A 14,585-nucleotide genomic window follows, 5' to 3' on the forward strand; every position below is an offset into this window, starting at 1 on the left:
CGGACCGCTCAGTCGCGCAGGCGGGCGCCGAAGCGCTCGGCCGCGAGAGCGACTCCGCTCTCCTTCGACGCGGTCGCCTCGGCGGCCGTCAGAGTGCGATCGGCGGCGCGGAAGCGCAGCGCGAAGGTCAGCGACTTCGTCCCCTGCTCCAGGCCCGCACCCCGGTAGTCGTCGACGAGTCGCAGCGACTCCAGAAGCATCCCGGCACCCTCGGCGACGGCCGAGCGGACCTCGCCCGCCGGCACCTCCACGGGGACGACGAGCGACAGGTCCTGCGTCGCGGCGGGCAGCGCCCCGACAGGACGCGCGACGACGACGGCACCCGCGCGGGCGAGGACGGGATCGAGGTCGATCTCGACGACGGCGACCCGGCGCGGCAGGTCGAGCTCCTCCGCCAGCGACGGCAGCAGCTCCCCCGCGTAGCCGACGACGGCGCCGGCGAGCAGGACCTCGGCGGTGCGACCCGGGTGCAGAGCCGCGTGGGAGCCCTGGCGGATCTCGAGCTCGACTCCGGCGGCCGCACCGACCGCACGGACGACGTCGAGCGCGTCGCGCCAGTCGACGTCGCGCTGCGCGACACCGGGCTGTCGCTCCAGCGCGGCTCCGGTCAGCAGCGCGGCCACGTGCAGCGGCTGCGGAGGGATGCCCGCGTTGAGCGCCCGCTCGACCTCGGCCGAGGGCCGTTCGGCGCCGCGCGGCAGCACGGCCGAGCCGAACGGAGCGTCGGCCTCCGGGAGGAACACGGTGCCGGTCTCGTAGACGGCCAGGTCGGTCAGCCCACGCGAGCGGTTGCGCGCGGCGACCTGCACGAGGCCGGGCAGCAGCGTGACGCGCAGCTGCGCCGCGGTCGCATCGAGCGGGTTCGCCAGGGTGACCTGCTGCACCGGATCGCCGGTCGGCGAGCCGAGCCGGTCGTTGATCGATCGCGACAGGAACGGGTACGAGAGCACCTCGACGAGCCCCTGAGCAGCGAGCGTCTGCGCGATCGTGCGGCGCAGGCGCTGCCCGGTCGTTAGACCGCGTCCGGGCGGAGCGACGGGCAGGATCGACGGGATGCGGTCGTAGCCGGTGATCCGGGCGACCTCCTCCGCGAGCGTCGCCTTGTCGGTGAGGTCGGGACGCCAGCTCGGCGGAGTGACGAGGAGGCCTGTGCCGCCGGTCTCGACACTCGCGCCGATCTCGACGAGCGAGCCCCGGATCTCCTCCGGCGTGTAGTCGACCCCGATGAGGGCGGACACGTAACCGTCGGGCAGCTCCAGGACGGGCGGTGAGACCGAGCCGGTCAGGGAGGAGCCGAGCTCGTCCGCAGTGCCGCCGGCGAGCTCGACGAGCAGCTGCACGGCCCTGGCCGCGGCGATCGGGGCGACCAGCGGATCGACTCCGCGCTCGAAACGGCGGGAGGCCTCGCTCGGCAGCTTGTGTCGGCGGGCGGTGCGCGCGACGGACACCGGATCGAAGTTCGCGGCCTCGATCAGGACGTCCCGGGTCGCCGCGCCGATCTCGGTGCGGGCCCCGCCCATGACGCCGGCGAGACCGATCGCACCGCCGTCGTCGGCGATGACCAGGTCCTCCGCGTGGAGCCGGCGGGTCTGCCCGTCGAGCGTCTCGAGGGTCTCCCCCGGCTGTGCCCGGCGCACGACGATGCCGCCCTGGAGGGCGTCGAGGTCGTAGCCGTGCAGGGGCTGGCCGAGCTCGAACATGACGTAGTTGGTGATGTCGACCACGAGCGAGATCGACCGCACGCCGGCGAGGCGCAGACGCGCGACCATCCACGGCGGGGTCGGGCGAGCGGTGTCGACGCCGCGGACGACGCGGGTCACGAAGACCGAGGCGCCGGCGCGGCCCCGGATCGGCGCGCCGTCCTCGATCGAGACGGGGAACACGGGGGCGTGCTCGGAGAGCTCGACGCCGGTGACCGCGAGGGCGGGGTCGCGGAAAGCGGCACCCGTGGCGTGCGCGTACTCGCGGGCGATGCCGCGGAGGGAGAACGCGTAGCCGCGATCGGGGGTCACGTTGACCTCGACCGCCTCGTCGTCGAGGCCGAGCAGTCCGATCGCGTCGGTGCCGACCTCGGGGTCGATGCCGAGGGTCGCCAGGCGCAGGATGCCGTCGTGATCGTCACCGAGGCCGAGCTCGCGGCTCGACGCGATCATGCCGTCCGAGACGTGGCCGTACGTCTTCCGCGCGGAGATGGGGAACGGACCGGGCAGGACGGCACCCGGGAGGGAGACCACGACCTTGTCGCCCGCGACGAAGTTGTGCGCGCCGCAGACGATGCCGCGGACGTCCTCGCCGCCGTCGGCCGCCGTCTGCCCCTCGGGGGCGACGCGGACGGAGCACCAGTTGATGGTCTTGCCGTTCTTCTGCGGCTCGGGCGTGAACTCGAGCACCTGCCCGACCACGACGGGTCCGGAGACGTCGAAGCGGTGGACGTCCTCCTCCTCGAGACCGACCGAGACGAGGGCGGCGTGCACCGACTCGGTGCTCGTGCCCGGCTCCAGGTCGACGTACTCGCCCAGCCAGCTCAGCGGGATGCGCATCAGATCACCATCCCGTACTGCTCGCTGAAGCGGACGTCGCCCTCGACCATGTCGCGCATGTCCTTCACGTCGTTGCGGAACATCAGCGTGCGCTCGATGCCCATGCCGAAGGCGAAGCCGGAGTACTCCTCCGGGTCGATTCCGGCCGCACGCAGCACGTTCGGGTTGATCATGCCGCAGCCTCCCCACTCGATCCACCGGGCGCCGCCGACGAACGTCGGGTGCCAGATGTCGAGTTCTGCGCTGGGCTCGGTGAAGGGGAAGTAGTTGGGGCGCAGGCGGATGCGGGCCTCGTCGCCGAACAGGAGTCGTGCGACGTGCTCGAGCGTGCCGCGCAGGTGCGCCATGGTCAGACCGCGGTCGACGGCCAGGCCCTCGAACTGCGTGAAGACAGGGGTGTGCGTCGCGTCGAGCTCGTCGGTGCGGTACACGCGTCCGGGTGCGATGACGTAGACGGGCAGGTCGCGCTCGAGCATGGAGCGGATCTGCACAGGCGAGGTGTGCGTGCGCAGCACCAGGTGCGAGTCGACCGGATCGACGAAGAACGTGTCCTGCATGGCGCGGGCCGGGTGGTCCTCGTCGAAGTTCAGGGCGTCGAAGTTGAACCACTCGTTCTCGAGCTCGGGGCCCTCCGCGATCTCCCAGCCCATGCCGACGAAGACGTCCGCGATGGTCTCCTGGAGGAGCGAGAGCGGGTGCCGAGCACCGACGCGGCGGAAGGACGCGCCGGCGGTGACGTCGACGCTCTCGGCGTCGAGGGCGGCGGACTCCTCCGCGGCGACGAGCTCGGCCTCGCGGGCGGTGTAGGCGTCGCCCACCTGCTTGCGGGCGGATCCGACGAGCTTGCCGGAGGCGGCCTTGGCCTCGGGGGGCACGGAGCGCATCTGCGCGTTCAGTCGGGCGAGGGCGGAGCCCTCGCCGAGGTGGGCGGAGCGGGCCGCTTTCAGGGCGGCGGAGTCGCCGGCCGCGCTGATCGCGGTGAGCGCCTCCGCGACGGCTGAGGAGACGGCCTCGTCGGTGATCGGGTTGCTGTCGGACACGATCCCCCAGTGTAGGCGAGGGGTCGCGCGCGGCTTCCCGCGGGCTCCGTGGTGCGGCTCGTCCTCGTCCCCGTCCGGACCGAGCGGAACGGCACGAGGCCGGGAGTGCGTCGGTATCGATACGCCGCTTCGCGGCTACTCGACCAGAGGGGGGAAGGACAGCGCTCAGAGACGTGGGTCTCGATACGCCGCTGCGCGGGTACTCGACCAGCAGGGGGGCGGAGGAGGCCCTCGCGGACGACCAGCCGCATCCCCGGAGGCGAACGCGCGAATCGCGTACCAGCGATTCGCGCTAGCCGAACGCACCCCGCTCCCTGGATCGCACCACGCACCCAGCCGACCGCGGTCCTTCACGCCGACGGCGTGGAGGACCAGACGACTCAGTCCTGCGCCGCGATCAGTGCCGTGTCGGTGGTGGCACGGGCGGCGGGGTGGCCGGTCCCGCGGCGTCCGCTGTTCTTGGTGCGGATCTCGACCCACTTCGCCAGACCCGAGAGGGCGAGGCAGATGCCGATGTAGATCGCTCCGATCACGATGGCGGCGGGGATGATGGGGCTGTCGAGGCTCGGCTGGTTGCCGAGGTACTTCGCGTAGTAGAGGAGCTCGTTGTACGTGATGATCGAGCCGAGTGCGGTGTCCTTCAGCGCCACTACGAGTTGCGCGATGATGACCGGCAGCATCGAGCGGATCGCCTGCGGGAACAGGATCAGCCGCATGACTCCGGCCTTGCTCAGGCCGACCGCGTAGCCCGCCTCCTTCTGCCCACGGGGCAGCGCCTCGATGCCGGCGCGGAAGATCTCGGAGAAGACGGAGCCGTTGTAGAGCGTCAGGGCGATGACGACGGCGAGGTACGGGCTGAGCTTGAGCCCGGCGAACGGCAGCCCGTAGTACATCAGCATCATCAGGATGAGGACGGGGATCGCGCGGAACAGCTCGATGAAGAGCGTGACCGGGATGTTGATCCACCGGCGGTCCGAGAGCCGGCCGACGGCGAGGACCAGGCCGAGCACGATGCTGGCGACTCCCGCGGTGGCGAAGGCGGCGAGCGTCTGCCCGAGCGCCGCTCCGATGCTCTGCCAGACGAGCGGGTACTGGAACGCACGCCACTTCTCGGCGGAGAACTGCCCCGACTCGGCGAAGCGCCAGAGCACGAAGGCGAGGAATGCCGCGATGAGGAGGACGACGACCGCCCCGATCAGGCGGTTGCGGGCGATGGCGCGGGGGCCCGGGTTGTCGAAGAGGACGGAGCTCATCGGGCGACCCTCCACTTCTTCTCGAGCTGGCGTTGGACGAGCGAGAGCACGGTGACCAGGACCACGAACACGAGCGCGACCCAGAGCACCACGATGAGGCTGTTCTCGCCGCGCTCGTTGAGCTCGCGGACGATCGTGCCGGCTTCGGCGACGGAGAAGCCCGCGGCGACGGTGGTGTTCTTGAGGAGGGCGATCAGCACGCTCATCAGCGGCGGGATCACCGACCGGAAGGCCTGCGGCAGGACGACCTGGGTCATCGTGAGGCCGAAATCGAGGCCGATGGCGCGGGCGGCCTCGGCCTGCCCGATCGGGACGGTGTTGATGCCCGAGCGCAGCACCTCGGCGACGTACGTTGCGGTGTACAGGCTGAGGGCGAAGATCGCGAGCGTCGTGTAGTCGAGGTCCGGCAGATCGAGCTTCGGGTAGCCGAAGGCGAAGAAGAACATCAGGAGCGTCAGCGGCGTGTTCCTGATGGTGTTGACGTACACCGTGCCGACCGCGCGGGCGATCGGGACGGGCGAGACGCGCATGGCGCCGACGACGGTGCCGATGAGGAGGGCGAAGACGAGCGAGACGGCGAAGAGCAACAGGGTGTTGCCGAAGGCCGGGACGAACACGTCGAGGTTGTTCAGCAGAACATCCATGCGGCGAGCCCTTTCATCGGGAGGTGGGTGGGAGAGGCGGGACCCCGGGGCGGCGCGCTCGGCACCGCCCCGGGGAACCTGCTAGTACGCGTCGACCGCGGGCTGCTCGACCTCGGTGCCGGACTCGCCGAGAGTCTCGTCGTAGATCGCGGTCCAGGTGTCACCGCCCTCGGTGAACATGTCGTTGATGAAGCCGCGCAGCGCGGTGTCGTCTTTCGCGAGGCCGACTCCGTAGAGCTCGGTGCTGAAGGGCTCGCCGACGACCTTGAGCTCGTCCGGGTTCTGCGCCGCGTAGCCGATCAGGATCGCGCCGTCGGTGGTGACGGCGTCGACCTGTCCGTCGTTGAGGGCGTCGACGCACTGCGAGTACGTGTCGAACTCCTCGGTCGGGACGTCGGGGTAGTTGGTGCGGATGTTCTGGATCGGGGTGGACCCGGTCGCCGAGCACACGGTGGTCTCAGCGGTGAGGTCGTCCGGACCCTCGATGGAGTCGTTGTCCGCGGCGACCAGCAGCTGCTGGCCGGTCTCGAAGTACGGTCCGGCGAAGCCGACCTGCTCCTTGCGCTTGTCGGTGATCGAGTAGGTGCCGACGTAGTAGTCGATGTCGCCGTTCACGATCGACGCCTCGCGGTTGGCCGACGGGATCGCCGTGTACTCGATCTGGTCCTCGGAGAAGCCGAGCGAGGCCGCGATCCACTTCGCGATCTCGATGTCGAAGCCCGAGCGCTCGCCGGTCGCGGCGTCGAGGTAGCCCAGTCCGGGCTGGTCCTCCTTCACTCCGATGGTGACCTGGTCGGCCGAGGTCATCGCGTCGAAGGTGGGGCTGCCCTCGAGGGTCACGTCGGTGGCGACCTCGTAGGCCGCTCCGCTCTCCTCGGATCCGGCGCCGGCGTCGCCGGTGCCGGAGTCGCCGCCGGCGCAGCCGGCGAGGGCGAGGGTCGCTGCTGCGATCCCGGCGGTCATGAACATGAGCTTGGTGCGCATGGTCGTCCTTCCTGGGTGTGGCCCGTCTGAGCGGGCGGTGTCCGATCGCTCCCCGGGATGGTGGGGGTCGATCCGTCGGATGGATGCTGTGCGGGGCCCCGCGTCCTGCGTGCTGTGCGGACGCGGACCCTCGCACCTCCTGGTGCGGGAGGAGTCAGTGGGTGATGAGCTTCGAGAGGAAGTCCTTGGCGCGGTCGGTGCGCGGCGCAGTGAAGAACGACTCGGGGTCGGTGTCCTCGAGGATCTCGCCGTCGGCCATGAAGACGACGCGGTCGGCGGCCTTGCGGGCGAAGCCCATCTCGTGGGTGACGACGATCATGGTCATGCCGTCCTTGGCGAGGCCGACCATCACGTCGAGCACCTCGTTGATCATCTCGGGGTCGAGGGCCGAGGTGGGCTCGTCGAAGAGCATCACCTTGGGCTTCATCGCGAGTGCGCGGGCGATGGCCACGCGCTGCTGCTGGCCGCCCGAGAGCTGGGCCGGGGTCTTGCCCGCCTGGTGCCCGACCCCGACACGGTCGAGCAGCGCCTGCGCCTCGGCCTCGGCGGCCTTCCGGGCGAGCTTGCGGACCTTGATCGGCCCGAGCGTCACGTTCTCGAGGATCGTCTTGTGCGCGAAGAGGTTGAAGGACTGGAACACCATGCCCACGTCCGCACGCAACGCGGCGAGGCCCTTGCCCTCCTCCGGCAGCTTCTGCCCGTCGATCGAGATCGTGCCACCAGAGATGGTCTCGAGGCGGTTGATCGTGCGGCAGAGCGTCGACTTGCCGGAGCCGGAGGGACCGAGGACGACGACGACCTCACCGCGGTTGATGGTGAGGTCGATGTCCTTCAGAGCCTGGAACTCCCCGTAGTGCTTCTGCACGCCGTCGAGGACGACGAGGGGTTCTCCGACGGGAGCGGACGAGCGATCGTCCTGCACAGGTGCTTCCATTCGGCCAGAGAATCACACGCGAATGGGTGGGTCAAATCATGAGGGTTTTCTTAATCAGAGGTTAATAACCGCGCCGAACGCCCGGCTCGCACTCAGGCGTCCGCGCCTGGCGCTCAGGAACGCAGGGCGAAGGCGCTCTCGTACAGGCAGACGGACGCGGCGGTCGCGAGGTTGAGCGACTCGGCCGCCCCGTAGATCGGCACTGCGACGACGCTGTCGACGAGCTCGAGCGACTCGTCCTCCAGCCCGCGGGCCTCGTTGCCGAACACCCACACGGTCGGCTGGGCGAGATCACCGCGAGCGCGGACGTCCAGCAGGTCCTCCCCCTTCACGTCCGCGGCCACCGAGCGCAGGCCGATCGAGCCGAGCCGCTGCAGCACGTCCGCGAGCTGGGCGTCGACCGCGACGGGGAGGTGGAACAGGGAGCCGGTGGTCGAGCGCACGACCTTCGGGTTGTAGAGGTCGACCGAGCGTCCCGTGAGGATCACCGCGTCGGCGCCGGCCGCATCGGCGGCGCGGACGATCGTGCCGAGGTTGCCCGGGTCGCGCACCTCTTCGAGCACGGCGACCAGGCGCGGCTCCGAAGCGACGATGTCCTTCAGCGAGGTCGGGAACTGCCGGCAGACCGAGACGAAGCCCTGGGGCGTGACCGTGTCGGCCATCGCGTCGAGGACGTCCTCGGTCACGTACTCGATCTCGACGTCGGCCTCCTCGGCGGCGGCGACGATCTCGGGGTGGCGCTCCAGAGCGGTCGGAGTCGCGAACGACTCGACGAGCAGTTCCGGACGGTAGCGCAGCGCCTCCGAGACGGCCTGCGGCCCCTCGAGGAGGAAGAGCCCCGTCTCCTGCCGGGCCGGGCGCCGGGTGAGCTTGGCCACGGAGCGGACACGGGGGGAACGGGGGTTGTCGAGCATGCGGCGAGCCTATCGGCGGCGCGGACGGGGGCCACGGCGACACGTCGCCTGCGGTCGAGCCTCCTCGGGGAACGACGGAGGGGGCCACGACCAGTGGTCGTGACCCCCTCCGGGAGCAGCGAGGACTACGCGGCGGCCTTGGGCGCCGAGGTGTCGGCAGGCAGCGCGTTCTTCGCGGTGGCCACGAGGGCGGCGAAGGTCGCGGGCTCGGTGATCGCGAGGTCCGCGAGGATGCGGCGGTCGACCTGGACGCCGGCCAGGGCGAGGCCCTGGATGAAGCGGTTGTAGGTCAGGCCGTTCGCACGGGAGGCGGCGTTGATGCGCTGGATCCAGAGGCGGCGGAACTCGCCCTTCTTGGCGCGACGGTCGCGGTACGAGTAGACGAGGGAGTGGGTGACCTGCTCCTTCGCCTTGCGGTACAGGCGCGAACGCTGGCCGCGGTAGCCCGACGCGCGCTCGAGGATGACGCGACGCTTCTTGTGGGCGTTGACCGCCCTCTTGACTCTTGCCATTGCTTTTTCTTCCTATCGATCCGGGTCGGTGTGCAGCGGACCACGCGGCGCAGCGGACTGCGCCGGCCGTGGGCTACAGACCGAGAAGCTTCTTGGCGACCTTGGCGTCCTGCGGGGCGAGGACCTGGTCCTGGTTCAGGCGGCGGGTGCGGACGCTGGACTTGGACTCCAGGTTGTGACGCATACCGGCCTGCTGCTTCATGACCTTGCCGGAGCCGGTCACCTTGAAGCGCTTCTTGGCACCCGAGTGGGTCTTCATCTTGGGCATGTTCTCTCCTTGTCACGTCGCACCCGCGTCAGCGGGGCGAAACCGGTGCCCCGCGAGCAGGGCGTCCGCCGGCCCCGAGGCCGGGGCGGCGAAGTATCAGACGGATTCGGCCTCGGCCGATTCCTCAGGGGTGTTGGCCTCGCGGCGAGCCGCGCGGACCGCGTTCGCCTCGGCCTTCGCCTCGGACTTGTTCTTCAGCGGGCCGATGACCATCACCATGTTGCGACCGTCGATGGTCGGGGTGGACTCGACCTGACCGAATTCGGACACGTCCTCCGCGAATCGCTGCAGGAGTCGGACGCCCATCTCGGGGCGGGACTGCTCGCGACCGCGGAACAGGATCATGGCCTTGACCTTGTCGCCGGCCTTCAGGAAGCCCTCGGCGCGCTTGCGCTTGGTCTCGTAGTCGTGCTTGTCGATCTTCAGGCGGAAACGGACCTCCTTGAGGATCGTGTTCGCCTGGTTGCGACGGGCTTCCTTGAGCTTCTGGGCCTGCTCGTACTTGAACTTCCCGTAGTCCATGATCTTGGCGACGGGAGGCTTGGAGTTGGGAGCAACCTCGACCAGATCCAGGTCTGCGTCCTGCGCGAGTCGCAGGGCGACCTCGATTTTCACGACGCCGACCTGTTCTCCGGCGGGACCCACGAGGCGGACCTCGGGGACGCGGATTCGGTCGTTGGTACGGGGATCGCTGATTGCGTTTCTCCTCTGATCTCGGTGAGTAGCTGCTCTGCTGCCGGATTCTGATCCGGCGCATCCCGAGAGAGGAGATTCCTGACGTGCTCGTGCACGTGCTCGCACCCTGCGACCCGGCCTCCGAGGTTTCGCTCGGGTGCCGCAGCCCTGCCCTCGTCACCGAGGGCGGAGTGCTTCAGACCCGGTAACCTAATGAAGCGGTCAAGCGCGGGTGGGAGAATCTCCACTTTCGAACCGAGGACATGCCTCGGAGCCCGCATCACCTTAGCAGAATCCCGGCCCGAGCGACAGAGCGGATGCGGTCGCCTCTCGCCGCCGCAGCGCGAGGCCCCCTCCGCGGGCCCGATCCACCGAACGAAGGACCCATGGCCCAGTACGACGACGACTACGTGCGGCGCTTCGGCGACGCCGACGCCTCCTCCGACGTGGAGGCCGCCCGCGACATCGCGGAGGTGCCCGCGGTGGAGATCATCACGACGGCGGCGGTCCACCTCATGAGCGCCGCCGCGGTGAAGTGCGGCCTCGCCGACGAGCCGGGCGCCCAGGTCGACCTCGACGAAGCACGGAAGCTCATCAACGCGCTCGCCGGCCTCGTGACCGCCGGCGCTCCGGACATCAGCGACATGCACGCACGCAGCCTGCGCGACGGACTGCGCACCCTCCAGCTCGCGTTCCGCGAGGCCTCGCCGATCGCCGACCCGATCGGCAAAGGCCCGGGCGAGAAGTGGACGGGCCCGGTCACCTGAGTCAGGGAGCCGGAGCCAGCCGGACCGAGAGCGAGTCGACCCGTGAGGCGATGATCCCGTCGGCGGCCCACCTCTCCCCCAGGCGGGAGACGAGTGCGCCGAGTGCCTCGCGGTCGAGTCCGGGAGCGAGTGCCAGCACCACGACGACCTCGGGACCCTGCAGCCGCTGACGCGGATCTCCGGCTCGGACGTCGACCGAGACGACCACCGGCTCCTGCTCCGCGGACGCCCGCAGCGCGCGGAGCACCTCGGAGTCCTCCGCGGCACTGCTCCACGGCGTTCCCTCGGCGATCGCCCACAGCGCGGGCCGACGCACCGCGAACTCGTGCTCGGACACCGGGTCGAGGACCATCACCTCGGTCGACTCTGCGACGGCGGCGAGCGCGGCACGGCGCCCGTCGACGGGCACGGGGCGCGCCGTGGGGTCCCAGCGCCGCATCGCGTCGACGCTGCTGAACACCGGCAGGACGTCGCGACCATCGGGGCCGGCCACCGTGACGATCGACAGCTCCTGCGTCTTGTCGGTCCGGAGCCCGGCGACCTCGTCGCCCTCCTCGCCGAGGTGCGCCACGAGCGGAATCAGCAGACGGGACCCTCGCAGCGCGTCGACGACCGCATCCGGACCGCGCGAGCCGTCGGCGAAGGCGGCGAGAGCGCTCACGAGCGGTTCCGGCGCCCGACCATCGTCCTCGCTGGCCGCACTCGGCTCGAAGTGGCGGCCCGCCCAGGGGGTGCCGGCGGAGTCGGTCAGGTGCGAGGGGAGAGCGCGTCCGTCACTCGGACGCGACATCCAGCGCCTCCGCGAGCGTGAAGGCACCGGCGTAGAGCGCCTTGCCCACGATCGCGCCCTCGAGGCCCTGCGGGACGAGATCACGCAGGGCGGCGATGTCGTCGAGGTTCGAGATCCCGCCGGAGGCGATCACCGGGCGGCGGGTGCGGGCCATGACCTGCTCGAGCAGCTCGAGGTTCGGTCCCTTGAGGGTGCCGTCCTTGGTGACGTCGGTGACGACGTAGCGGGTGCAGCCGGCCGCCTCGAGGCGGTCGAGGACCTGCCAGAGGTCGCCGCCCTCCTTCGTCCAGCCGCGGGCCGCGAGGGTGGTGCCGCGCACGTCGAGACCGACGGCGATCTGATCGCCGTACTGCGCGATGACGCTGGCGGCCCACTCGGGGTTCTCGAGGGCGGCGGTGCCGAGGTTGATGCGCTTCGCTCCGGCGCTCAGCGCGGACTCGAGGCTGCGGTCATCGCGGATTCCGCCGGAGAGCTCGACGTTGACGCCCTTGACCTGCCGGATCACCTTCTTCATGATGCCGTGGTTGTCGCCGCGGCCGAACGCGGCGTCGAGGTCGACGAGGTGGATCCACTCCGCACCCTGATCCGCCCAGTCGCCGGCGGCGTCGATGGGGTCACCGTAGTTGGTCTCGGTCCCGGCCTCGCCCTGCGTCAGCCGGACGGCCTTGCCGCCCGCCACATCGATCGCGGGGAGAAGGACAAGGCCCGGGGCCTTGGTGAACTCGCTCATCGTCATCCTCAGTCTCGGGAGCCCTGGTGCGGAGGCGGCGCTCACGGGGAGCGGCGCCGACCACCGGCCGATCCTAGTTCGTGCGGAGCCCGCCCAGCCAATTCGAGAGCAGGCGCAGGCCCGCCGCGCCGGACTTCTCGGGGTGGAACTGGGTGGCCGAGAGCGGCCCGTTCTCGACGGCGGCGATGAAGGGGCCGCCGTGATCGGCCCAGGTGACGGCCGGAGCGGGGAACGGCGGCATGACGTCGAGCGACCACTCCCGGGCGCCGTAGGAGTGCACGAAGTAGAAGCGCTCATCGGCGATGCCCTCGAAGAGCACCGAGCCCTCGGGCGCACTGACCGTGTTCCAGCCCATGTGCGGAACGACGTCGGCCGGCAGGAGGTCGACCGTGCCGGGCCACTCGCCCAGACCCTCGCTCTCGACTCCGCGCTCGACGCCGCGCTCGAACAGCACCTGCATCCCGACGCAGATGCCCAGCACGGGGCGCCCGCCGGACAGGCGCTTGTCGATGATCTCGCCGCCGCGCGCCTTCGTGAGGGCGTCCATGACCGCGCTGAACGCGCCGACGCCGGGAACGAGGAGTCCGTCGGCCTCGAGCGCCTTCGTGCGGTCCGACGTCAGCTCGACGTCGGCGCCGGCGAGCTCGAGCGCCTTGACGGCGGAGTGGACGTTGCCGGATCCGTAGTCGTACACGACGACCGAGGGGCGGCCGCTCACAGGGCGCCCTTGGTCGAGGGCACGCCGACGACGAGCGGGTCGAGCGCCTTGGCCTGACGGAACGCGCGAGCGAAGGCCTTGAACTCGGCCTCCGCGATGTGGTGGGGGTCGCGTCCGCCGAGCACGGTGATGTGCACGGTGAGACCCGCGTTGAAGGCGATCGCCTCGAAGACGTGGCGCACCATGGAGCCGGTGAAGTGCCCGCCGATGAGGTGGAGGGCGAAGCCCTCCGGCTCGCCGCTGTGCACCAGATAGGGGCGTCCGGAGATGTCGACGACGGCCTGCACGAGGGCCTCGTCGAGCGGAACCAGCGCATCGCCGAACCGCGAGATGCCCGACTTGTCGCCGAGGGCCTGACGGATGGCGGTGCCGAGCGCGATGCCGATGTCCTCGGCCGTGTGGTGGATGTCGATCTCGATGTCGCCCGTCGCCCGGACGCGGAGGTCGGTGAGCGAGTGCTTGGCGAAGGCGGTGAGCAGGTGGTCGAAGAACGGCACACCGGTCTCGAGGTCCGCGGTGCCGGTGCCGTCCAAGTCGATCGAGAGCTCGATGCTCGACTCGCTGGTGGCACGGCTGAGGGAGGCGGTGCGCCCGGGTGCGGCGCTCGGAGAGGTCATGCGACCAGTCTATTCGCCGCTCCGCGGCCACCCTCGGGCCGGGCGCTACTCGTGAGCGAGTGCTGCGGCGGGGTCGGCGTCGAGGGCGGGCAGGGACGCGAGGGCGTCGAGGAACGCCGTCGTCTCCTCCGCGGTGCCGGCGCTCACGCGCAAGTGGTTCGCGATGCCGACGTCGCGGATGAGGACGCCCCGGGCGAGGAGCGCCTCGAAGGTCGCGCCCGGATCCGCGACTCCCCCGAAGAGCACGAAGTTGCTGCCGCTCGCGTGCGGGGTGTAGCCGAGCTCGCGGAGACCGACGACCATGCGGTCGCGCTGCTCGATGATGTCGCCCACCATGGCCAGCATCTCGTCGGAGTGCGCCAGAGCGGCGGTCGCGGCTGCCTGCGTGAGTGCGGAGAGGTGGTAGGGCAGGCGGACGAGGCGCAGCGCGTCGACGACGGCCGGGTCGGCGGCGAGGTACCCCAGACGCACGCCCGCGAAGGCGAACGCCTTGCTCATCGTGCGGGAGACGAGGAGGCGCGGCCGTCCTGCGAGCAGGCTCAGCGCGGTTGGCGCGCCGGAGCCCCCGAACTCGGCGTACGCCTCGTCGACCACGACGATGCCGTCCGTGGCGTCGTAGACCGCCTCGACGGTCTCGAGGGACAGGGGCGTGCCCGTCGGGTTGTTGGGCGCGCAGAGGAAGACGAGGTCGGGCTGCGCGAGTCGGACCTGCTCGGCCGCGTACTCGGCACCGACCTCGAAGTCGTCCTGTCGCGGAGCGCCGATCCACTCGGTGCCGCTGCCGGAGGCGAGGATCGAGTACATCGAGTAGGTGGGCGCGAATCCGAGCACCGACCGCCCCGGGCCGCCGAAGGCCTGGAGGATGTGCTGCAGGACCTCGTTGGAGCCGTTCGCCGCCCAGACGCCGTCGGCGGTCAGACCGTGCCCGAGGTAGGCGGCGAGCGAGTCGCGCAGCTCCCGGAACTCGCGATCGGGGTAGCGGTTGACCGTCCGCAGGGCGATCGACACCCGCTCGACGATGTCGGCGATGACCTGGTCGGGGACCGGGTGGGTGTTCTCGTTGACGTTGAGGGCCACGGGGACGGTCTTCTGCGGAGCGCCGTACGGCAGCTTCCCTCGGAGGTCGTCGCGGAGGGGGAGGTCGTCGAGAGTCGTCACCAGGGAATGGTAGCGGCGACCGGCGGAACGATCCCGTTGCC

The 14,585-nt window shown here is 70.5% G+C and carries 16 protein-coding genes; 1 reads left to right on the forward strand and 15 read right to left on the reverse strand.

Annotation, left to right across the window (positions count from 1 at the left end; all coding sequences use genetic code 11):
* Positions 1–8: 8 nt before the first annotated feature.
* The 10 genes from pheT to infC form a co-directional block, all read right to left on the reverse strand.
* Entirely contained in the window at positions 9–2,540 is a 2,532-nt protein-coding gene (gene pheT, locus ASF46_RS10295; RefSeq protein ID WP_056867559.1) for a phenylalanine--tRNA ligase subunit beta, read from the reverse strand.
* Positions 2,540–3,580: a phenylalanine--tRNA ligase subunit alpha gene (pheS, locus tag ASF46_RS10300; protein WP_056867560.1), complete on the reverse strand. Its 1,041-nt coding sequence runs from the start codon at positions 3,578–3,580 to the stop codon at positions 2,540–2,542. The genes pheT and pheS overlap by 1 nt, the downstream gene beginning before the upstream one ends.
* 380 nt (positions 3,581–3,960) lie before the next feature.
* Positions 3,961–4,833 (reverse strand): amino acid ABC transporter permease, encoded by an 873-nt coding sequence (locus ASF46_RS10305; protein WP_056868531.1) that lies wholly within the window; start codon positions 4,831–4,833, stop codon positions 3,961–3,963.
* The gene (locus tag ASF46_RS10310; protein WP_055793280.1) at positions 4,830–5,477 is read right to left on the reverse strand and encodes an amino acid ABC transporter permease; all 648 of its coding nucleotides are present in this window, start codon (positions 5,475–5,477) and stop codon (positions 4,830–4,832) included. The genes ASF46_RS10305 and ASF46_RS10310 overlap by 4 nt, the downstream gene beginning before the upstream one ends.
* Before the next feature lie 81 nt (positions 5,478–5,558).
* Positions 5,559–6,461, reverse strand: coding sequence for a glutamate ABC transporter substrate-binding protein (locus tag ASF46_RS10315; RefSeq protein WP_055793283.1), 903 nt, complete (start codon positions 6,459–6,461; stop codon positions 5,559–5,561).
* Positions 6,462–6,615: 154 nt separating this feature from the next.
* Complete coding sequence (locus ASF46_RS10320) at positions 6,616–7,383, reverse strand: amino acid ABC transporter ATP-binding protein (protein ID WP_235576920.1); 768 nt, start codon at positions 7,381–7,383, stop codon at positions 6,616–6,618.
* A gap of 125 nt (positions 7,384–7,508) precedes the next feature.
* Positions 7,509–8,309, reverse strand: a complete 801-nt coding sequence (locus ASF46_RS10325; RefSeq protein WP_056867562.1) for a TrmH family RNA methyltransferase — start codon at positions 8,307–8,309, stop codon at positions 7,509–7,511.
* A gap of 125 nt (positions 8,310–8,434) precedes the next feature.
* On the reverse strand, positions 8,435–8,821 hold the full coding sequence (rplT, locus tag ASF46_RS10330; RefSeq protein WP_055793292.1) for a 50S ribosomal protein L20: 387 nt from the start codon (positions 8,819–8,821) through the stop codon (positions 8,435–8,437).
* Positions 8,822–8,894: 73 nt separating this feature from the next.
* On the reverse strand, positions 8,895–9,089 hold the full coding sequence (gene rpmI / locus ASF46_RS10335) for a 50S ribosomal protein L35 (RefSeq protein ID WP_055793295.1): 195 nt from the start codon (positions 9,087–9,089) through the stop codon (positions 8,895–8,897).
* 96 nt (positions 9,090–9,185) lie between these two features.
* Positions 9,186–9,785: a translation initiation factor IF-3 gene (gene infC / locus ASF46_RS10340; RefSeq protein ID WP_077222490.1), complete on the reverse strand. Its 600-nt coding sequence runs from the start codon at positions 9,783–9,785 to the stop codon at positions 9,186–9,188.
* Between the two features lie 365 nt (positions 9,786–10,150).
* Here infC and ASF46_RS10345 point away from each other — a divergent pair, with 365 nt between their 5' ends.
* Positions 10,151–10,531, forward strand: a complete 381-nt coding sequence (locus ASF46_RS10345; RefSeq protein ID WP_055793298.1) for a DUF1844 domain-containing protein — start codon at positions 10,151–10,153, stop codon at positions 10,529–10,531.
* A gap of 1 nt (position 10,532) precedes the next feature.
* Here ASF46_RS10345 and ASF46_RS10350 read toward each other — a convergent pair whose 3' ends face one another.
* The 5 genes from ASF46_RS10350 to ASF46_RS10370 form a co-directional block, all read right to left on the reverse strand.
* Positions 10,533–11,321, reverse strand: coding sequence for an SseB family protein (locus ASF46_RS10350; RefSeq protein ID WP_056867563.1), 789 nt, complete (start codon positions 11,319–11,321; stop codon positions 10,533–10,535).
* Complete coding sequence (gene priA, locus ASF46_RS10355) at positions 11,305–12,051, reverse strand: bifunctional 1-(5-phosphoribosyl)-5-((5-phosphoribosylamino)methylideneamino)imidazole-4-carboxamide isomerase/phosphoribosylanthranilate isomerase PriA (protein ID WP_056867564.1); 747 nt, start codon at positions 12,049–12,051, stop codon at positions 11,305–11,307. Before priA ends, ASF46_RS10350 begins: the two co-directional genes overlap by 17 nt.
* 73 nt (positions 12,052–12,124) lie before the next feature.
* Positions 12,125–12,769, reverse strand: coding sequence for an imidazole glycerol phosphate synthase subunit HisH (gene hisH / locus ASF46_RS10360; protein ID WP_056867565.1), 645 nt, complete (start codon positions 12,767–12,769; stop codon positions 12,125–12,127).
* Positions 12,766–13,386: an imidazoleglycerol-phosphate dehydratase HisB gene (gene hisB / locus ASF46_RS10365; protein ID WP_056867566.1), complete on the reverse strand. Its 621-nt coding sequence runs from the start codon at positions 13,384–13,386 to the stop codon at positions 12,766–12,768. The genes hisH and hisB overlap by 4 nt, the downstream gene beginning before the upstream one ends.
* 45 nt (positions 13,387–13,431) lie before the next feature.
* Entirely contained in the window at positions 13,432–14,544 is a 1,113-nt protein-coding gene (locus tag ASF46_RS10370) for a histidinol-phosphate transaminase (protein ID WP_056867567.1), read from the reverse strand.
* Positions 14,545–14,585: the final 41 nt, after the last annotated feature.

The sequence above is a fragment of the Rathayibacter sp. Leaf296 genome (assembly GCF_001423045.1).
Classification (GTDB): Bacteria; Actinomycetota; Actinomycetes; order Actinomycetales; family Microbacteriaceae; genus Rathayibacter; species Rathayibacter caricis.